The organism is Azospirillum agricola (genome assembly GCF_020005195.1).
In the GTDB taxonomy this organism is placed as follows: Bacteria; Pseudomonadota; Alphaproteobacteria; order Azospirillales; family Azospirillaceae; genus Azospirillum; species Azospirillum agricola.
In genome coordinates this window covers 1,260,302-1,280,109 of sequence record NZ_JAIFZR010000004.1, presented here as the reverse complement: position 1 = coordinate 1,280,109, position 19,808 = coordinate 1,260,302, and the positions used below count along the sequence as shown (strand labels likewise).

At 68.7% G+C, this 19,808-nt stretch carries 14 protein-coding genes; 2 read left to right on the top strand and 12 right to left on the bottom strand.

Going from position 1 to position 19,808, the window contains the following annotated elements:
• Window position 1 precedes the first annotated feature (1 nt).
• The 11 genes from JN22_RS14265 to JN22_RS14215 form a co-directional block, all read right to left on the bottom strand.
• The gene (locus JN22_RS14265) at window positions 2–1,609 is read right to left on the bottom strand and encodes a carboxyl transferase domain-containing protein (RefSeq protein ID WP_085554526.1); all 1,608 of its coding nucleotides are present in this window, start codon (window positions 1,607–1,609) and stop codon (window positions 2–4) included.
• Window positions 1,610–1,649: 40 nt separating this feature from the next.
• Complete coding sequence (locus JN22_RS14260; RefSeq protein WP_085554525.1) at window positions 1,650–2,783, bottom strand: acyl-CoA dehydrogenase family protein; 1,134 nt, start codon at window positions 2,781–2,783, stop codon at window positions 1,650–1,652.
• A 184-nt stretch (window positions 2,784–2,967) separates the two neighbouring features.
• Window positions 2,968–4,155, bottom strand: a complete 1,188-nt coding sequence (locus JN22_RS14255) for an acetyl-CoA C-acyltransferase (RefSeq protein WP_085554524.1) — start codon at window positions 4,153–4,155, stop codon at window positions 2,968–2,970.
• 56 nt (window positions 4,156–4,211) lie between these two features.
• Window positions 4,212–5,384 carry an isovaleryl-CoA dehydrogenase gene (locus JN22_RS14250; protein WP_085554699.1) on the bottom strand — a complete coding sequence of 391 codons (1,173 nt, stop codon included), beginning with the start codon at window positions 5,382–5,384 and terminating at the stop codon, window positions 4,212–4,214.
• Between the two features lie 118 nt (window positions 5,385–5,502).
• Complete coding sequence (locus tag JN22_RS14245) at window positions 5,503–6,732, bottom strand: phenylacetate--CoA ligase family protein (RefSeq protein ID WP_085554523.1); 1,230 nt, start codon at window positions 6,730–6,732, stop codon at window positions 5,503–5,505.
• 48 nt (window positions 6,733–6,780) lie between these two features.
• On the bottom strand, window positions 6,781–7,626 hold the full coding sequence (locus JN22_RS14240) for an ABC transporter ATP-binding protein (protein WP_085554522.1): 846 nt from the start codon (window positions 7,624–7,626) through the stop codon (window positions 6,781–6,783).
• A gap of 76 nt (window positions 7,627–7,702) precedes the next feature.
• The gene (locus JN22_RS14235; protein ID WP_143268298.1) at window positions 7,703–8,998 is read right to left on the bottom strand and encodes an ABC transporter substrate-binding protein; all 1,296 of its coding nucleotides are present in this window, start codon (window positions 8,996–8,998) and stop codon (window positions 7,703–7,705) included.
• Between the two features lie 68 nt (window positions 8,999–9,066).
• Window positions 9,067–10,140, bottom strand: coding sequence for a branched-chain amino acid ABC transporter permease (locus JN22_RS14230; RefSeq protein ID WP_085554521.1), 1,074 nt, complete (start codon window positions 10,138–10,140; stop codon window positions 9,067–9,069).
• Between the two features lie 7 nt (window positions 10,141–10,147).
• Window positions 10,148–11,035 carry a branched-chain amino acid ABC transporter permease gene (locus JN22_RS14225; RefSeq protein ID WP_085554520.1) on the bottom strand — a complete coding sequence of 296 codons (888 nt, stop codon included), beginning with the start codon at window positions 11,033–11,035 and terminating at the stop codon, window positions 10,148–10,150.
• A gap of 190 nt (window positions 11,036–11,225) precedes the next feature.
• Complete coding sequence (locus JN22_RS14220; RefSeq protein ID WP_085554519.1) at window positions 11,226–13,175, bottom strand: long-chain fatty acid--CoA ligase; 1,950 nt, start codon at window positions 13,173–13,175, stop codon at window positions 11,226–11,228.
• Window positions 13,175–14,011, bottom strand: a complete 837-nt coding sequence (locus JN22_RS14215; RefSeq protein WP_085554518.1) for an ABC transporter ATP-binding protein — start codon at window positions 14,009–14,011, stop codon at window positions 13,175–13,177. The genes JN22_RS14220 and JN22_RS14215 overlap by 1 nt, the downstream gene beginning before the upstream one ends.
• A gap of 259 nt (window positions 14,012–14,270) precedes the next feature.
• Here JN22_RS14215 and JN22_RS14210 point away from each other — a divergent pair, with 259 nt between their 5' ends.
• Both JN22_RS14210 and JN22_RS14205 read left to right on the top strand, forming a co-directional pair.
• The gene (locus JN22_RS14210; protein ID WP_085554517.1) at window positions 14,271–15,950 is read left to right on the top strand and encodes an AMP-binding protein; all 1,680 of its coding nucleotides are present in this window, start codon (window positions 14,271–14,273) and stop codon (window positions 15,948–15,950) included.
• A gap of 39 nt (window positions 15,951–15,989) precedes the next feature.
• Window positions 15,990–16,568: a TetR/AcrR family transcriptional regulator gene (locus JN22_RS14205; protein ID WP_085554516.1), complete on the top strand. Its 579-nt coding sequence runs from the start codon at window positions 15,990–15,992 to the stop codon at window positions 16,566–16,568.
• A gap of 138 nt (window positions 16,569–16,706) precedes the next feature.
• Here the strand turns inward: JN22_RS14205 and JN22_RS14200 are convergent, their stop codons facing one another.
• A complete protein-coding gene (locus JN22_RS14200) occupies window positions 16,707–19,673 on the bottom strand; it encodes a methyl-accepting chemotaxis protein (protein WP_085554515.1) in 2,967 nt (988 codons plus the stop codon).
• Between the last annotated feature and the right edge of the window lie 135 nt (window positions 19,674–19,808).

The following is a 19,808-nucleotide window of genomic DNA, read 5'->3' as shown; positions in this document are numbered from 1 at the left end:
ATCACATCCGGAAGACGCCGAAGGGGGTCTTCGGCACGGGCGCGTTGAGGGAGGCGGACAGGCCGAGGCCCAGCACCATGCGGGTGTCGGCCGGGTCGATGATGCCGTCGTCCCACAGCCGGGCGCTGGCGTAATAGGGATGACCCTGGTGCTCGTACTGCTGGCGGATCGGCGCCTTGAAGGCCTCCTCCTCCTCCGCCGGCCAGCTCTTGCCCTGGGATTCCAGCGCGTCGCGCTTGACCTGGGCCAGCACGCCGGCCGCCTGCTCGCCGCCCATCACCGAGATCCGCGCGTTCGGCCACATCCACAGGAAGCGCGGGCTGTAGGCGCGGCCGCACATGCCGTAGTTGCCGGCGCCGTAGCTGCCGCCGATGACCACGGTGAATTTCGGGACCTTGGCGCAGGCGACCGCCGTCACCAGCTTGGCGCCGTCCTTGGCGATGCCGCCGGCCTCGTATTTGCGGCCGACCATGAAGCCGGTGATGTTCTGGAGGAACACCAGCGGGATGCGGCGCTGGCAGCACAGCTCGATGAAATGCGCGCCCTTCAGCGCGGATTCGCTGAACAGGATGCCGTTGTTGGCGACGATGCCGACCGGGTAGCCGTGGATGTGGGCGAAGCCGGTCACCAGCGTCGTGCCGTAGAGCGGCTTGAACTCGTCGAAGCGCGAGCCGTCGACCACCCGCGCGATGACCTCGCGCACGTCGAAGGGCTTGCGCGCGTCGCTGGGAATGACGCCATAAAGCTCGCGCGGGTCGAAGGCCGGTTCCTCCGGCTCGCGCAGATCCAGGTCGATGCGCTTGGTGCGGTTCAGGTTCGACACCACCTTGCGCGCCATCGCCAGCGCGTGGCCGTCGTTCATCGCGTAATGATCGGTGACGCCCGAGGTGCGGGAATGGACGTCGGCGCCGCCGAGATCCTCGGCCGAGACGACCTCGCCGGTCGCCGCCTTCACCAGCGGCGGGCCGCCGAGGAAGATGGTGCCCTGGTTGCGGACGATGATCGCCTCGTCCGACATCGCCGGGACATAGGCGCCGCCGGCGGTGCAGCTTCCCATGACGACGGCGATCTGCGGGATGCCCTCGGCCGACATGTTGGCCTGGTTGAAGAAGATGCGGCCGAAATGGTCGCGGTCGGGAAAGACCTCGTCCTGGTTGGGCAGGTTGGCGCCGCCCGAATCCACCAGATAGATGCAGGGCAAATTGTTCTGCTGGGCGATCTCCTGGGCGCGGAGATGCTTCTTGACCGTCAGCGGGTAGTAGGTGCCGCCCTTCACGGTGGCGTCGTTGACGACGATCATGCATTCGCGGCCGGCGACGCTGCCGATGCCGGTGATGATGCCGGCCGCCGGGACGTTGTCGTCATAGACCTCGTGCGCGGCCATCTGCGACAGTTCGAGGAAGGGCGAGCCGGGGTCGAGAAGCTGGCGGACTCGCTCGCGCGGCAGCAGCTTGCCGCGCGCGAGGTGCTTGTCGCGGGCCTTGGCGCCGCCGCCCTCCTGGATGGCCGCCACCTTCCGGCGCAAGTCGGCGACGAGCGCCGCCATGGCGTCGGCGTTGGTCTGGAACTCGGCGGAGCGCGCGTTGATGGCGCTCTTCAGGACGGTCATGCCGTCACCCTCCCCCTTGATGGTCTTTCTTGAAACCGGGTTACTGGACCAGAGCGCGGCTGATGACCAACCGCTGGATGTCGCTGGTGCCCTCGTAGATCTGGCAGACGCGGACGTCGCGGTAGATGCGCTCCACCGGGAAGTCGTTCAAGTAGCCGTAACCGCCATGGATCTGGATGGCGTCGGAGCAGACCTTCTCCGCCATCTCCGACGCGAACAGCTTGGCCATCGCCGCCTCCTTCATGCAGGGCACCCCGGCGTCGCGCAAGGACGCCGCGTGCAGCACGAGCTGGCGGGCCGCCTCGACGCGGGTCGCCATGTCGGCGAGCCGGAAGGCGACCGCCTGATGCTGGATGATCGGCACGCCCATGCTCTGGCGCTCCTGGGCGTAGCGCACCGCGTGGTCGAGCGCCGCCCGCGCCATGCCGACCGACTGCGAGGCGATGCCGATGCGCCCGCCCTCCAGGTTGGCGAGCGCCACCTTGTAGCCGCCGCCCTCGGCGCCCAGCATCAGGTCGGCGGGGATGCGGCAGTCCTCGAAGACGATCTGGCAGGTGTCGGAGCAATGCTGCCCCAGCTTTTCCTCGGTGCGGGCCACCTGATAGCCGGGGGTGTCGGTCGGCACGATGAAGGCGGTCAGCCCCTTCTTGCCGGCCGCCGGGTCGGTGACGGCGAAGACGATGGCGACGTTCGCGTTGGCACCCGAGGTGATGAACTGCTTGGTGCCGTTGAGGACCCAGTGGTTGCCGTCGCGCCGGGCGCGGGTCTTGATGGCCGACGCGTCGGAGCCCGCCTGCGGCTCGGTCAGGCAGAAGGCGCCGAGCTGCTCGCCGCGCGCCATCGGCTTGAGGAAGCGCTCCTTCTGCTCGGCGTCGCCGAACTTCAGGATGGGCATGCAGCCGACCGAATTGTGCACGCTCATGATGGTGGAAACCGCACCATCGCCGGCGGCGATCTCCTCGATGGCCAGCGCGTAGGCGACATGGTCGGAGGCGGCGCCGTCGAACTCTTCCGGCACCAGCATGCCCATCAGGCCGAGTTCACCCATCGCGGCGAGTTCCGCCTTGGGGAAGGCGCCGCTGCGGTCGCGCTCGGCGGCGGTGGGCGCGAGACGGTCCTGCGCGAAGGCGCGGGCCATGTCGCGGACCATGGTCTGTTCTTCGGTCAGATGCATGGGGTTTCCTCCCGGTTTTTATGATCCCTCTCCCGCCCCGGGAGAGGGAGGGGACCCGCCGCAAAGCGGTGGGGAGGGTGAGGGGCTAGGCGGACATGGATTGAAGTCGCACGCCCGACAGCCCCTCACCCTTCCCATGCTTCGCATGGGCCCCTTCCCTCTCCCGGGACGGGAGAGGGAATTCTTACGCCACCCGCTCGACTGCAATGGCCGTGGCTTCGCCGCCGCCGATGCACAGGCTCGCGACGCCACGCTTCAGGTCGTACTTTTCCAGCGCCGCCAGCAGCGTGACGATGATGCGGGCACCCGAGGCGCCGATCGGGTGACCGAGCGCGCAGGCGCCGCCATGCACGTTGACCTTGTCGTGCGGCAGGTCCAGATCCCGCATCGCCGCCATGGTGACAACGGCAAACGCCTCGTTGATCTCGAACAGATCGACGTCACGGGCGGCCCAGCCGGTCTTCTCGAACAGGGTGTGCATGGCGCCGACCGGGGCGGTGGTGAACAGCGCCGGGGCCTGGGCGTGGTTGGCGTGGCCCTTGATCTCGGCGATCACCCGCAGGCCGCGCTTGTCGGCCTCGCCGCGCGTCGTGACGATCAGCGCGGCGCCGCCGTCGGAGATCGACGAGGCGTTGGCCGCCGTCACCGTGCCATCCTTGGCGAAGGCCGGCTTCAGCGTCGGGATCTTGGCCGGGTCGGCCTTCAGCGGCTGCTCGTCCTTGTCGACGATGGTGTCGCCCTTGCGGCCCTTGACCGTCACCGGGACGATCTCGGACGCGAAGGAGCCGTTCTCCGTCGCCTTGCGGGCGCGGTTCAGGCTTTCGATGGCGAAGGCGTCCTGCGCCTCGCGGGTGAAGCTGTAGGAGCCGGCGCACTCCTCGGCGAAGGTGCCCATCAGGCGGCCCTTGTCGTAGGCGTCCTCCAGCCCGTCGAAGAACATGTGGTCGAGCACCTTGCCGTGCCCCATGCGGTAGCCGCCGCGCGCGCGGTCGAGCAGATAGGGGGCGTTCGACATGCTCTCCATGCCGCCGGCCACCACCACCCTGGCCGAGCCGGCCTTGATGACGTCATGGGCGAACATCACCGCCCGCATGCCCGAGCCGCAGACCTTGGAGATGGTCGTGCAGCCGGCCGCCTTCGGGATCCCGGCGCCGAGCGACGCCTGCCGCGCCGGTGCCTGACCGACGCCGGCCGACAGCACGCAGCCCATGAACACCTCGTCCACCGCGTCGGCCGGCAGGCCGGAGCGCTCCAGCGCCGCCTTGATGGCGGCGGCACCCAGCTGCGGGCCGGTCAGACCTTGCAGGTCCCCCTGGAAGCCGCCCATAGGCGTGCGGGCGACGGCGGCGATGACGATGCTGTCGGTGCTCATGATGCTCGGTTCCTCTTCCCTCGGATGGGTTCTTCAGCCCGGACGGCGCGTGGCGCTCACGCGGTTTCCTTGAACAGCTCGCGCCCGATCAGCATGCGCCGGATCTCGCTGGTGCCGGCGCCGATCTCGTAGAGCTTGGCGTCGCGCAGCAGACGGCCCGTCGGGTACTCGTTGATGTAGCCGTTGCCGCCCAGGGTTTGAATGGCCTCCAGCGCCATCCAGGTCGCCTTTTCGGCCGAATAGAGGATGGCGGCGGCGGCGTCCTTGCGGGTGGTCTCGCCGCGGTCGCAGGCCTTGGCGACGGTGTACACGTAGGCCTTGGCGGCGTTCATGATCGTGTACATGTCGGCCAGCTTGCCCTGCATCAGCTGGAACTCGCCGATCGGCTGGCCGAACTGCTTGCGGTCGTGCAGGTAGGGAATCACGATGTCCATGCAGGCCTGCATGATGCCGAGCGGCCCGCCCGACAGCACCGCGCGCTCATAGTCCAGGCCCGACATCAGCACGTTCACGCCGCGTCCGACGCCGCCCAGGATGTTCTCCTCCGGCACCTCGCAATCCTCGAACACCAGCTCGCCAGTGTTGGAGCCGCGCATGCCGAGCTTGTCGAGCTTCTGCGCCACCGAGAAGCCCTTGAAGCCCTTCTCCACCAGGAAGGCGGTGATGCCACGCGGGCCGGCGGCGAGATCGGTCTTGGCGTAGATCACCAGCGTGTCGGCGTCCGGCCCGTTGGTGATCCACATCTTGGTGCCGTTCAGCACATAGCGGTCGCCCTTCTTCTCGGCGCGCAGCCTCATCGACACGACGTCCGAGCCGGCGTTCGGCTCCGACATCGCCAAGGCACCGATGTGCTCGCCGGAGATCAGCTTGGGCAGGTAGCGGCGCTTCTGCTCCTCGGTGCCGTTCTTGCGGATCTGGTTCACGCAGAGGTTGGAGTGCGCGCCGTAGCTGAGCCCCACCGAGGCGGACGCGCGGGAGACCTCCTCCATCGCGACGACATGCTCCAGATAGCCCATGGCGGCGCCGCCGTATTCCTCCTCCACGGTCACGCCGAGGATGCCGAGGTCGCCCATCTTGCGCCAGAGATGGTTGGGGAACTCGTTGGTCCGGTCGATCTCGGCGGCCAGCGGGGCGATCTCGGCGGCGGCGAAGTTGCGCACCGAATCGCGCAGCATGTCGGCGGACTCGCCGAGGTCGAAATTCAGGCTGGGATACTGGTTGGACAGCATGGGCGTTTCGCTCCCCTCGGCAATCATCCGCTTGTTGACCATACGTTACCGTATGGCAAAACCTATGGCAAGAGGCGGCGGGGTTGCGCCCGCCGCATTCCTGTCCCTCGCGCTTGGTTCAGGCGCGTGTGTCGTCGATCACCTTGCCGTCGTTCGGCAGGGCGCCGGGGCCGACGAACTCGACCAGCCCCTTCAGCTTGGTGACGGTGGCGAGGCTGTCGCGGATGGCGGCGGCCAACCCCTCCCCGCTCTCCTCCGCCTCGCAGCGCAGCAGCATGGTGTCGCTGGCGTCCTGGCGGCCGACCACCAGCCGGGCGCGCGCCACCTGCGGGTGGCGGCGCAGCACCTCGGCCACCTGGCTCGGGTGGACGAACATGCCCTTGACCTTGGTGGTCTGGTCGGCGCGGCCCATCCAGCCCTTGAGGCGCATGTTGGTGCGCCCGCAGGGGCTGACGCCCGGCAGCACCGCCGAGAGGTCGCCGGTGGCGAAGCGGATCAGCGGGTAGGCCGGGTTGAAGATGGTGACGACGACCTCGCCGACCTCGCCGTCGGGGACCGGGTCGCCGGTGCCGGGGCGGACGATCTCGATGATGGCGTTCTCGTCGACTACCAGACCGGCGCGGGCCGGGGTCTCGTAGGCGACGATGCCGAGGTCGGCCGTGCCGTAGCACTGATAGACATCGACCCCGCGTGCCTCGTAGAAGGCGCGGGCGTCGGGCAGGTAGGGGCCGCCCGACACGCTGGCGATCGTGATCGAGGAGGTGTCGAGCCCCAGCGCGTCGCCCTTCTCCAGGATGATCTTGAGGAAGTCGGGCGTGCCGATGTAGCCGCGCGGCTTCAGATGGGCGACGACCTGGGCCTGCGTCTCGGTGTTGCCGGTGCCGGCCGGGATGACGGCGCAGCCGATGGCGTGCGCGCCCGTCTCGAACATCGAGCCGGCGGGGGTCAGATGGTAGGCGAAGCAGTTGTGCGCCAGATCGCCCGCCCGGAACCCGGCGGCGTAGAGCGCGCGGGCGCTGCGCCAGGGATCCTTGCCGTGCGGCTCCGGATCGTGGATCGGACCGGGCGAGGCGAAAACGCGGGCGAGCCGGCCGATCTCCACCGCCGCCAGCCCGCCGAAGGGCGGGGCCGCCTGTTGCAGCGCGATCAGATCCGCCTTGCGCGTCACCGGGAGGGTCGCCAGCGCCGCGCGGTCGCGGATGGCGTCGGCGTCGATGTCGGCGAACAGATGGCGGAAATGCGGGGCGGCCGCCTTGGCGTGAGCGATGTGGGCGGGCAGCGCCGCGAACAGCTCGGCCTCGCGCTGGTCGGAAGAACGGGTTTCGAGCGCGTCGTAGAAGTCGGTCATGGTCGTTCGTCCGGTGGGGCGTCCGTTAAGGGGGCGGCGCTTCGACACTCAAATCCAGCGCTTGCGCCGCTTGAAGCTCTTGAGGTTCTTGAAGCTCTTGCGCTCCTCGTTGCCGCCGCCGAGGTAGAATTCCTTCACGTCCTCGTTGTTGCGCAGCTCCTCGGCGGTGCCGTCCAGCACGACCTTGCCGTTCTCCATGATGTAGCCGCGCGTCGCGGCCTGGAGCGCCATGCGGGCGTTCTGCTCGACCAGCAGGATGGTCACCCCCAGATCCTTGTTGATCTGCTGGATGATGCCGAAGACCTCCTTCACCATCAGCGGCGACAGGCCCATGCTCGGCTCGTCCATCAGGATCAGCTTCGGGCGGGCCATCATCGCGCGGCCGATAGCGAGCATCTGCTGCTCGCCGCCCGAGAGGTATCCGGCCAGCCCGGTGCGTTCCTTCAGGCGGGGGAAATACTGGTAGACCATGTCGAGATCGTCCTTCACGCCGTTGTCGCGGCGGGTGAAGGCGCCCAGGCGCAGATTCTCCAGGCAGGTCATGTCGGCGATGATGCGCCGGCCCTCCATCACCTGGAAAATGCCCTTGCGGACGATCTTGTCGGGGTCGATGCCGTTGATGCGCTCGCCGGCAAACGTGATGTCGCCGCGCGTGACCTCGCCGTCCTCGGTCTTCAGCAGGCCGGAGATCGCCTTCAGCGTCGTCGACTTGCCGGCGCCGTTGGCCCCCAGCAGGGCCACGATCTCGCCCTCCGGCACCTCCAGGCTGAGGCCGCGGAGCACGAGGATCACGTCGTTGTAGACGACCTCGATGTTGTTGACGGACAGCATCAGCTTCTTGGCGGCCGTGACGGGCGGCGCGACCGGAGCGGCGGCGGTGGCGGGGTTCAGCATGCGGCACCTGACGGGGAAGAGGCGGGGACCGCCCCCTCCGCCGGAACCGGCGAAGGGGGCGCCTTTCTCAAGCGGCTTACCAGCCGAGCCATTCCGGCTTGCGCGGGACGTCGACGGTGGTGATCTTCTCCAGCTTGATCGAGCCGTTCTTCACCAGCTCGTCGACGCTGGCGCCGGTGTCGGACTTGACGGACGCGCGGTAGATGTTGACCGCCGTCATGCCGCGGTGGTCGGTGTCGGTCCAGGTCGAGGGGATGCAGACGCCCTCCAGCCCGGCCGGCACCCAGTCCTTCTTCTGGTACATCGCCTTGCGGATGTTCGGGCCGCTCAGGCCGCCGTTCTTGGCCGCCCAGTCCAGCGCCTCCTTCATGTAGAAGGCGGTGCAGACGCCGGCCATGTAGTGCACCGGGCGGTAGGCGGTGCCCGCCGCGTCGGACATCTTGGAGATCTCCTTCATCAGCGCCATGCCCGGCGCGTCGCCGGTCCAGGTCACCGCCGTGCGCATCGGGAACACCACGCCGTCGGCGGCGGCGCCGGCCGCCTTGGCGGCGTTCTCGTCCATGCCCCAGACGTTGCCCATGAACTGCACCTTGGCGCCGACCGTCTGGCAGGCCTTCAGCACCGAGATGTTGGAGCCGGCCGTGTTGCCGAGATAGGCGTAGTTGGCGCCGGCCTCCTTCAGCGTCAGGCACTGGGCGGTGTAGTCGCCGGGCGTCAGCGCGAACTGGACCGCCGGCAGCACGTCGAAGCCGAGCTCCTTGGCGAGCTGCTCGCCGGCGTCCTTGGGCGCGTTCGGGTAGGGGTGGTTGGCGCCCATGTGGACGTATTTCGGCTTGCCCGAACCGCCCTTCTTCTTCCAGTCCTCGGCCGCCCAGGTCAGCATGCCGCGCAGGCTGTCGGAGTAGGACGGGCCGTAGAAGAAGTTGTAGGGGGCCGGCTTGGAGCCGTGCGAGCCCTTGCCGGTCGGGTCGGTCAGGTGGCCGGAATAGGAGCCGGAATAGGCCGGGATCTCGTCCTTGCCGACGAAGGCGGTCAGCGCCTCGGTGTCGGCGGTGCCCCAGCCCTGGAGGGCGACGATCTTGTCGCTGCCCGACGACCATTTCTTGTACTGGCTGATGGCGCGCGGCGCCTGGTAGCCGTAATCGACGGAGTCGACGGCCATCTTGGTGCCGTTGATGCCGCCCTTGGAATTGATGTAGGCGAGCGCGTCCGACACGCCCTGGGCGTAGGGCACGCCGACATCCGAGGTGCCGCCCGACTGGTCGGCGAGGTGGCCGATCGGGATGTCGGCCAGGGCCGGGGAGGCGGCGCCCAGCAGCAGGGCGGAGGTGGCGAACAGCGCGGTCTTCAGCGAGCCGGTCTTGCGCATCATCTTGCGTTTACTCCCTATTCGGTTCTGTTCGTTGGGGATGCGGTGCGGAACGGTGTGCGAAAGCGGGATCAGTGCGAGAAGGGGTAGAGCTTCCAGTAGGCCTTGATCTGCTTCCAGCGGTGGGCGAGGCCGTCGGGCTCGAACACCAGGAAGAGGATGATGACGATTCCGACCGACATCTCGCGCAGGAAGGCGATGTTCTCGCGCAGGTTCAGCGCGACGTCGATGGCGGTGCCGCTGACCATCTTGCTGAGCGCCTGCATCAGCTCGGGCAGCAGCACCATGAAGGCGGTGCCCATCAGCGTGCCCATGATCGAGCCCAGGCCGCCGATGATGATCATGCCGAGGAACTGGATCGAGAACAGGATGGTGAAGTTCTCGACCGAGACGAATTGCAAATAGTGGGCGTAGAGCGCGCCGCCGATGCCGGCGTAGAAGGCCGAGATGCCGAAGGACATCGTGCGGTACTTGGTGAGGTTGATGCCCATGATCTCGGCGGAGAGATAATGGTCGCGCACCGCCACCAGGGCGCGGCCGTCGCGGGTCCGCATCAGGTTGGTGCCGAGGATGTACATCACCACCATCGCCACCAGCACGACGTAGAAGTAGCGCTCGTCGGTGTCGAAGGCGAAGCCGAAGACGGTCAGCGGCTCGGCGATGGTGCCGGCGCTGCCGCCGGTGAACCAGTCGGCCCGCCCGAAGAAGTCCTGCAGGATGTACTGCGCCGCCAGCGTCGCGATGGCGAGGTACAGCCCCTTCAGCCTTGCGGCCGGGACGCCGAAGATCAGCCCGACGCCGGTGGTCAGCACGCCGGCCAGCGGGATGGCCAGCGCCACCGGGATGCCCCAGCGGTTGTTGAGCCAGGCCGAGGCGAAGGCGCCGAAGCCGAAGAAGGCGGAATGGCCGATCGAGATCTGGCCGGTGAAGCCGACCAGGATGTTCAGCCCGAGCGCCGCGATGCCGAGATAGCCGATCTGGATCAGCAGGCTCAGCCAGTAGCGGTCCATGAAGGCCGGGCAGGCCAGCAGCAGGACGACGCCGAGGATCGCGAAGTTGCGGCTGGTCCTGGTCGGGAAGATGGTGGTGTCGGTCCCGTAGGACGTCTTGAAATCGCCGCTCGGGATGATGCTGACGTTCGCCATTTTGGCCTCACACGCGCTCGATGTCTTTGGTGCCGAACAGGCCGTACGGCTTGATCATCAGGATGGCGATCAGGACGTAGAAGGGGGCGATCTCGTACATGTTGCCCCAGTTCAGCCACTGGCTGTCCAGATAGTGGGCGACGTTCTCCAGCACGCCGACGATCAGGCCGCCGACGACGGCGCCGATGACGCTGTCGAGCCCGCCGAGGATCACCGCCGGGAAGACCTTGATGCCGAAGAAGGAGAGCGCCGAGGACACGCCGTTGACGACGCCGACCGTGACGCCCGCCACCGCCGAGACCATGGCGGAGATGGCCCAGCTCATCGCGAACATCTGGCGCACCGAGATGCCGAGCGACTGCGCCACCTGCTGGTCGAAGGCGGTCGCCCGCATCGCCAGCCCCAGCCGCGAGTATTTGAAGAACCAGCCGAAGCCGGCCATGATCAGGATCGAGATGCCGAGCGAGACGACGTAGACCGTCTGCACCTGTAGGCCGAAGATGTCCATAGTGGCGTGGGCGAAGATCGGCGGGAAGGGCTTGGCGAAGACGCCGAACATCCACTTCATCGCCGCCTGGAAGACGATGGACAGGCCGATGGTGACCATGATGACCGAGATGATCGGCTCGCCGATCATCGGCCGCAGCACGACGACCTGAAGGACGATGCCGAAGACCAGCATGAAGACGAGCGTGATCGGGAAACCGATCCAGAAGGGAAGCTGCCAGGAGGTCAGCAGCCACCAGCAGGTCCAGGCGCCGATCAGCAGGAATTCGCCCTGGGCGAAGTTGACGATGCGGCTGGCCTTGTAGATCAGCACGAACGACATGGCGACCACGCCGTACAGCGCGCCGACGATCAGGCCGTTGACGAGAAGCTGGAACAGAAGGGTCATGGCGTGGCCTCGTTCTTTCCCTCTCCCGCCCCGGGAGAGGGGGACCGCGAAGCGGTCGGGTGAGGGGCTGTCGGGCGTGGTGCTTGATCCATGTTCGGATAGCCCCTCACCCTCCCCATGCTCCGCATGGGTCCCCTCCCTCTCCCGGGGCGGGAGAGGGCATAGTCTGCGGTTGGCATCGGCTTCCCCCTTACGCCGCGACCGGCTGCGGCGTCTTCGCCTTGCCCGGCACGAGGTCGATGACGGTCAGCGTGGTGCGGATGCGCTGCTTGGTGCCGTCCTGGAAGGAGATCATCGTGTCGACGTCGATCTTGGGCTGGCCCGCGTACATCGCCTCGATGATCGTCCCGTACTTCTCGCCGATGACGCTGCGGCGCACCTTGCGGGTGCGGGTCAGCTCGCCGTCGTCGGCGTCCAGCTCCTTGTAGAGCAGCAGGAACTTGGCGATGCGCTGGGCCTCGGGAAGCGTGGCGTTCACCCGCTCCACCTCGGTGCGCAGAAGCTCGTAGACCTCGGGGCGCGAGGACAGGTCGGCGTAGGTGGTGAAGGCGATCCGGTTCTTTTCCGCCCATTTGGACAGGATCGACAGCCGGATGCAGATCATCGCCGACAGATGGTCGCGCTTGTCGCCCAGGATCACCGCCTCGGCCACGTAGGGGCTGAACTTCAGCTTGTTCTCGATGTATTGCGGGCTGAAGCGGTCGCCGCGCGCGGTGGTCGCGATGTCCTTGATGCGGTCGATGATGACCAGATGGCCCTTCTTGTCGAAGTAGCCGGCGTCGCCGGTGTGCATCCAGCCGTCGCGCATGTCGGCGACGGTCGCCGTCTCGTTCTTGTAATAGCCGGCGAACATATTGGGGTGGGTGGTGACGATCTCGCCGACGCCGTTGTGGTCGGGGTCGATCACCTTCACCTGCACGCCGTCGTCGAAGGGCACGCCGACCGTGTCGAAATCCACGTCGCCGGCGCGGTGGACGGTGTAGGCGCCCATCGTCTCGGTCTGGCCGTAGATCTGGCGCAGCGGCACGCCGAGCGCCTGGAAGAACTTGAAGGTGTCCGGTCCCAGCGCGGCGCCGCCGGTGGCGGCCGACTTCAGGTTGGTGAAGCCCAGACGGTCGCGCAGCGCCTTGAACAGGATGCGGTCGGCGACGGCCGAACGCTCCCCCTTCGCCAGAGCCTCCAGCCCCAGCTTCATGCCCAGCTCGAACATCTTCTGCTTGAAGGGCGAGGCGTCCATCATGCGGGCGCGGACGTCGGCGGCGATGGCCTCCCACAGGCGGGGCGCGAACAGCACGAAGCTCGGCCCGATCTCGCGGAAGTCGTGCATCATCGTCTCGGCTTCCTCGACGAAGTTCACGCGCATGCGCGACACCATGCCCATGCCGACCGCGTAGACCTGCTCCATGATCCAGGACATCGGCAGGACCGAGACATACTCGTCCTCCGGCCCCTTGGGATCGACCGACAGGTAGCTGGCGACGTGGCGGATCAGGTTGCCCGCCGGCAGCATCGCCATCTTCGGGTTCGACGTGGTGCCCGACGTGGTGCAGAGGATCGCCACCTCGTCGCCGCGGGTGGCGGCGACCATCGTCTCGTAGAGGTTCGGCTGCTGGGCGTGCAGCGCCTCGCCCATCGCCACCAGCTCGGTCGCCGGCAGCAGGCGCGGGTCGGTGTATTTGCGCATGCCGCGCGGGTCGGAATAGACGATGTGCTTGAGCGTCGGCAGCCGGTCGGCGAGGTTCAGCAGCTTGTCGACCTGCTCCTCGTCCTCGGCGAAGACGACCTTCACGTCGGCGTAGGTGATGAGGTAGGCGACCTCCTCGTCGAGCGCGTCGCGGTAGATGCCCAGGCTGTAGCCGCGCAGCGCGTGGGTCGCCACCTCGCCCATCACCCAGTCGGGCCGGTTGTCGCCGAGCAGGCCGACCACCTCGCCCGGCACGACGCCGAGCTTGGTCAGGCCGAGCGCGAAGGCACGCACGCGGGCGTGGACGTCACCCCAGGTGAAGGTGCGCCAGATGCCGAAATCCTTCTCGCGCATGGCGATCTCGCCGCCATGGTCGCGGGCGTGCAGCGTCACCAGCTTGGGCAGCGTGTCGTGAATCGTCAGGTCGGGCAGCGACATGGGAGCGTTCCCGGCCATCACGCGACCTCCTTGCGAACACTGTTCGCGGCCGGGGCCGCGTCCTCCTCGTCGTCCTCGCCCAGATAGGCGCGGCGGACGCGCGGGTTGGCCAGCACTTCCTCGGGCTTGCCCTCGGCGATCTTCTTGCCGAACTCCAGCACCATGACCCGGTGCGAGATGTCCATGACCACGCCCATGTCGTGCTCGATCATGACCACGGTCATGCCGAACTCCTCGTTGAGGTCGACGATGTAGCGGGCCATGTCCTCCTTCTCTTCCAGGTTCATGCCGGCCATCGGCTCGTCCAGCAGGATCAGGTCGGGCTTCAGCGCGATGGCGCGGGCCAGCTCGACCCGCTTGCGCAGCCCGTAGGACAGCGTCCCGGCGGTGGCCTTGCGGACATGCTGGATTTCGAGGAAATCGATGATCTCCTCCACCTCGCGGCGGTGGGCCAGTTCCTCCTTGCGGGCGCCGGTCAGCCAGTAGAGCGAGCCGGTGAGGAAGTTGTTCTTCAGCAGGTGGTGGCGGCCGACCATGATGTTGTCGAGCACGGTCATGTGCCCGAACAGCGCCAGATTCTGGAAGGTGCGGCCGATGCCCAGCGAGGCGCGGTGGTTCGGGGTCATCCCCGTCACGTCGCGGCCCTTGAAATAGACCTTGCCGTCGGTCGGCTTGTAGCGGCCGGAGATGCAGTTGACCATCGAGGTCTTGCCCGCACCGTTCGGTCCGATGATGGAAAACAACTCACCCTTGCGGATGCCGAAGCTGACGTCGGTCAGGGCCTGCACGCCACCGAAGCGCAGATTGACGCCCCTGGCCTCGAAAATGGTCTCCGCCTGAGCGGAGCTTTCCATGTTCCCGGGGGCCGGCTGGGCAGAGCCACGGTGCGTTGCGACGGGCGCGCCGGACATTTCCTCCTCCGTTGCTGTTGGTTCGGCTGTTCTCGAACGCCTGCGCCGGCTCTTGTTCGGCCGGTTGGGTCCATATTGTGGACCTCTCTTGGGGCAACACGGGCACTATATACCGTGATCCGTTCTGTTATCAACACTGACATTCCGCCGACGCATGTTTTTTAGGGGACAAGGTGCCTGCCAGTCCATATTATGGACCTTCATGATGACCGACACCGAAAGCCCGACCCCCGCCGCATCCGGCGGCACCCAGAGCATCGAACGCGCCATCGCCCTCCTGCGCGGCGTCGCCGCGTCCGGCGAGGACGGCGCGCGGCTGGCCGATCTGATGACGGGGGCGGGGCTGTCAAAGGGTACGGCGCACCGTCTGCTGATCGCGCTGGCCCGCGAAGGCCTGGTCGAGCAGGATTCCCGCAGCCGCCGCTACCATCTCGGTCCCGATCTGGTGGAGCTGGGCGATCTGGCCGCCGCGCGGCACCGCCCGCCGCCCCCGCCCGTTCCTGCCGCCGAAACGCCTCCGGCTCCGCAGCAGCCACCGGAGGCCCCGCCGGAGATCACGGTGCGCGCCTCGGCCTTCCTGCGGGCGGAATACCGGGGCGACTCGATCCCGCTGGCAACCCTGCTGTGCGACCGCCATGTCCGCGCCGCCGACGGGGCGCGGGCCGCCCTGCTGCACGAGAGCGTCGCCGGCCAGACCACCGAACTCAGCTTCGCCCGCCTCGCCCGCGATTCCGCGCGCTTCGCCACGGTGCTGGCCGGCATGGGGGTCGGCCCCGGCGACCGCGTCGCCGTGCTGCTGCCCAAGGGGCCGGAGCTGCTGATCGCGGCGCTGGCGATCTGGCGGCTCGGCGGCGTCTACATGCCGCTGTTCGCCACCTACACCGCCTCGGCGGTCGCCTACCGGCTGGCCGACAGCGACGCCCGCGCCATCGTCACCAACGGCTTCCTCCGCCGCAAGGTGCCGCGCGACAACGCACGGCCCGTCGCGGCGGTCGAGGGCGACGAGGCGTTCGGCCCCGAAATCACCCCCTTCTGGTCGTCCCTGCACGCCGCCGAGCCGCGGACCGGGGTCGCCGGCTACCGCGAGGGCGACGCCTTCGCCCTGATCTACACCTCCGAATCGGAGCCGACGCCGCTCGGCGTGCCGCTGCCGGTCAAGGCGCTGTCGGGGATCGAGCAGTACATGCGCATCGGCCTGGATCTGCGCGACGACGACATCTACTGGAACATGGCCGATCCCGGCTGGGCCTACGGCGTCTACTACGGGCTGGTCGGGCCGCTGCTGCTCGGGCGGACGACGATCTTCTGCGACGGCCCCTACGACGTGCGCCAGGGCTACCGGATGCTGACCAAGTTCGGCGTCACCAACCTGACCGCCGCGCCGTCGCAGATCCGCGCGTGGCACGGCGCCGACCCCGGCGTGACCCAGCAGTTCGCCCTGCGCATCCTGTCGGTGGTGGGCGAGCCGCTGCCAGCCGACCTGATCGCCTGGGCCAACCGCACGGTGAAGGTGCCGCTGCTCGACCAGTACGGCCAGCGCGAGACCGGCATCTTCATCGTCAACCGCTACGACCCCGACGATTCCAGCCGGCCCGGCGACGGGTCGCTCGGACGGCCGATGCCGGGCTACCGCGTCGTCGTGCTCGACAAGGACGGCGCCGAGGCGCCGGTCGGCGGCGCCGGAGAGATCGCCATCGACGTCGACCGGTCGCCGCTCTTCTGGTTCGAGGATTACGCCAACGACCCGGAGCGCACCGCCCGGCGCTTCCGCCACGGCCGGCGCTATTACCTGACCGGCGACTGGGCCTTTCTTGACGGCGACGGCAACATCCACTATCGCGGGCGGGCTTCCGACGCCATCCTGATGCAGGAAGGGGAGTAGGCACGTGGCGGGACGAGGAATCGGCGGGTGAGCGGCACGATGGAAGCAAGAACGAAGAACCGCGACTCCTGGCTGGCCGCCGCCTTCTCGGCGCTGGCCGAGGGCGGGGTCGAGAAGGTGCGGGTCGAGCTGCTGGCGAAGGCGCTGAAGGTCACCAAGGGCAGCTTCTACTGGCATTTCCGCGACCGCACCGACCTGATGAACGCCCTGCTGGACAGCTGGAAGCAGGGTCGCATCGCCGCGATCAAGGAACAGACCCGGCTGGACGGCCGCGAGCCGACCCGCCAGCTCCATGACCTGCTGGCGCTCTACGGCGGCAACAACCCGCGCGGCATGGCGATCGAGCTGGCGGTGCGCGACTGGGCCCGCCGCGCCCCGGAGGCGGAGGGCGTCGTCGCCGAGGTCGACCGCGAGCGGCTGCGCTGCGTCGGCGACCTGTTCGCGGCGCTGGGCCTGCCGCCCGACCAGGCCTTCGCCCGCGCCTACCTGTTCTACGCCTTCGCCTTCGGCCAGGGGCTGCTGGCCCGCCAATCGGCGGCGGAGCGGGCCGAGGCGGTGCAGGCGATCTGCGGCGCGGTGCTGGTGCCGGTGCCGGTGCCGGGCGGCCCGGCCGGGTGAGAGGCACCCCGAATTACGGAAGAGCCCCTCTCCCCTCGCAGGAGAGGGGTTGGGGTGAGGGGGTGAAACCTTCCTTTCCGCCTTCGGCGAAATCCCCCTCATCCCAACCCTTCTCCCACAAGGGGAGAAGGGCTTTCCTCACGCCCGGTAGGCCAGCCGCAGGCTGCCCCAGGCGCGGCCGCGCACCATGATCGGGGCGTCGACCTCCTTCAGCCGCAGCGTCTGCCCGCCGCCCAGGTCGCGGCGGTAGGCCTGCAACAGGAAAGGCCGGTTGTTGCGCGCGGCGGCGAGGCCGGTCCGGTCGCTGAAGATCCGGCGGTTGCGCGCGTGGCCGGCGTTCCAGTCGGCCTCGCCCGGCCGCTGCGCCTCGGAATAGCGGGCGTTGTGGGTCGGCAGGTAGCCGGCGCTGTTGACCGCCGCGCAGAACTCGATGCGCGGGCTGGAGGACAGCACCGGCTCCTGGATCGCCGGGAACAGCCGGTCGGTCAGCTCGGTGAAGGGGGCCATGTGCTGCTCCGGCAGGCTGCCGGGGATCGGCGTCAGGTCGGGCGAGAACAGCGCCTCCTCGCTGATGGCGCCCTTGGCGAGGCTCGCCTCCAGCGCGTCCGCCAGCGCCGCGGCCGTCCGCTGGGCGGTCTCGATGAAGGGCTTGTCGCCCTCGATCAGCCGGCGGTAGACCGCCTCCAGCGCCACGGCCTGGGCGGCGGGCAGGATGTCCAGCGCCAGATGCAGCCCGAGGTCGCTGGTGCCGGCGACGATGGCCGGCAGGTCGCCGACGTCGCGCAGCGCGATCGTCACCCGCGTCTGCTCGGCCAGCGCCGGCAGCCCCCTGGCGTCCAGCATCAGCCCGTCGAGCGACAGGTCGAGCATGGTCGCCGGGAAGCGGCCCGCGGCGCCGACCAGCGTCACCGCCTCCTCGCAGGGGATGCGGTCGGAGGTACGGCGGTCGCCGGCCACCGACTGGCGCAGCGCGATGACCAGCCGCTGCTTCAGGTTGGACACCGCCATCTGGGTGTCGGCCATGCGGCGGCTGACGTCGCCGGCGACGGCGGTGATCTCGTCGGTCTGGTCGCGGATGCGCAGCACGCTGCCCGACACCTGCGAGGCCCCGTCGGCCGAGTTGGTGGCGCTGCGCCCGATCTCGCCGTTGGCGGCGGACTGCTCCTCCACCGCGGCGGCGGCCGCGGCGGCGGCCTGGTCGATCTCCTCGATCACCCCGATCACCGTCTGGATGGCCGACACGCTGCCTTCCACCGCCTCCTTCAGCTCGTCGATCTGGCGGGCGATGTCGCCGGTCGCCCGCGCGGTCTGCCCCGCCAGATTCTTCACCTCGCCGGCGACGACCGCGAAGCCCTTGCCAGCCTCCCCGGCGCGGGCCGCCTCGATGGTGGCGTTCAATGCCAGCAGGTTGGTCTGGCCGGCGATGGCGTTGATCAGGTTGGCGACCTTGGCGATCTCCTCGGTCGCCACCTCCATCCGGCCGATCGCCGAGGCGGAGAAGCGCGCGCTGTCGACCGCGCGCCGCGCCACCTCGCTGGAGCGCGCCGCCTGGCGGGCGATCTCGTGGCCGACCGAATTCAGCTCCTCGGTCGCGGCGGCGACGGAGGAGGCGTTGGCGCTCGCCTGCTCGGCGGCGGCGGACACCACCACCGTGTTCTCACGCACCACGCCGAGGGAGTCGGTGAGATGCCGGAGGCCGTCGCCGGCGCGCCGGCCGGCCTGTTCGACACCGATCCAGGTGGCGTCGAGGTCGTCCTCGATGGCCTTGCAGGTTTCCAGCAGGGTCTGGCGGGTCAGCTCCTTCTGGCGGGCCTCCAGTTCCTGCTTCTCGTACAGGCCGTAGGCGAGCTTGGCCTTCATGGCGCGCAGTTCGGACGCCACCCGCCGGAACTCGGCGACGCGGACCGGGTCCATCGGCGCGGTGAGGTTGCCGGCGGCGATGCCGGCGTAGGTCGTCTCCAGGGTCGCCAGCGGGCGGCGCACCATGCGCAGGATCAACCAGCCGGACAGCGCCGCCAGCACGCAGCTCAGCAGGGCGGCGGCGATCATCTCCGCCACGCGGGTCCGGTATTCGGAGGCGGCGGATTCATACGCCTCCTTCGCCACGCGGACCTGAAGCTCCAGCAGCGCGCCGGCGGTTTCCTGCAACTGGGCGAACAGCGGCTTCACCTGGCCGCGCATGTGGGTTTCCAGCGCCAGCGAGTTGCCCTCCCGCGCCAGCGTCACCGCCGGCTGGATGGCGTCGCGGCCGTAGGCGGCGCTCAGCGTCCGGTAGCGGTCGGCAAGCGCCGTCTCCTCCGCGGTCAGGCGGGCCGCCAGATAGCCGGTCAGCAGCCGCTGCATGACGCCGAGGTTGTCGTCGATCGCCCGCGCCTGCCTGGCCACGTCGGCGGCGGACACGCCGTCGCGCACCTCGATGACGAGGTCGGTCAGGATCTGCTGGTTGGCGCGGGCGTGGTTCAGGATCTCGCCGATCTGGTAGGCGGGAACCGTGCGGTCCTCGTACACCGTGCGCAGCGAGGCGTTGGAATCGGACATGCCGGCCAGCCCCAGCCAGCCGGCCAGCAGCACCGCCAGGATCAGCAGGCCGAACACCGCCGCCAGCCGCACGGCGATGCTGTCGCACACCGCCAGCAGCGCCCGCACCGGCGCCTTGCGATGGACCAGTTCGCCCCCGGCCAGCGCCACCCCGGCGGTGCCGGCGCGCATCCGCGCGTAGAGGGATCCGGCCACCGCGACTTCCTCGCGCGACGGCTTGGAGCGGATCGAGATGTAGCCCGTCACCACCCCGCCCTCGACCACCGGCGTGACGTTGGCCCGCACCCAGTAGAAATCGCCGGACCTGGTGCGGTTCTTCACCAGCCCTTCCCAGGGTTTCCCGCCCTTGATGGTCTCCCACAGGTCGGCGAAGGCCTCCTGCGGCATGTCGGGGTGGCGGACGAGGTTGTGGGGAGCGCCGATCAGCTCATGCTCGGGAAAACCGCTGATCTCGGCGAACGCCTTGTTGACGAAGGTGATGCGCCCGCCCGGATCGGTGCGGGACACCAGCGGCACGCCGTCCGCCATCAGCACTTCTTTGTCGGTGATCGGTGTGTTCACACGCATGGCACCATTCCGCTCCAGCCATTTCCCCACGGCCGGCGGCGGCCCGCCGGTCGCCCGGCCCGGTGCAAACGGCGTACCGCGCGGCCGGCGCCTGAAAGGAAAAGCACCGCAAGGCCTTGACGGAAAAAGGAGACA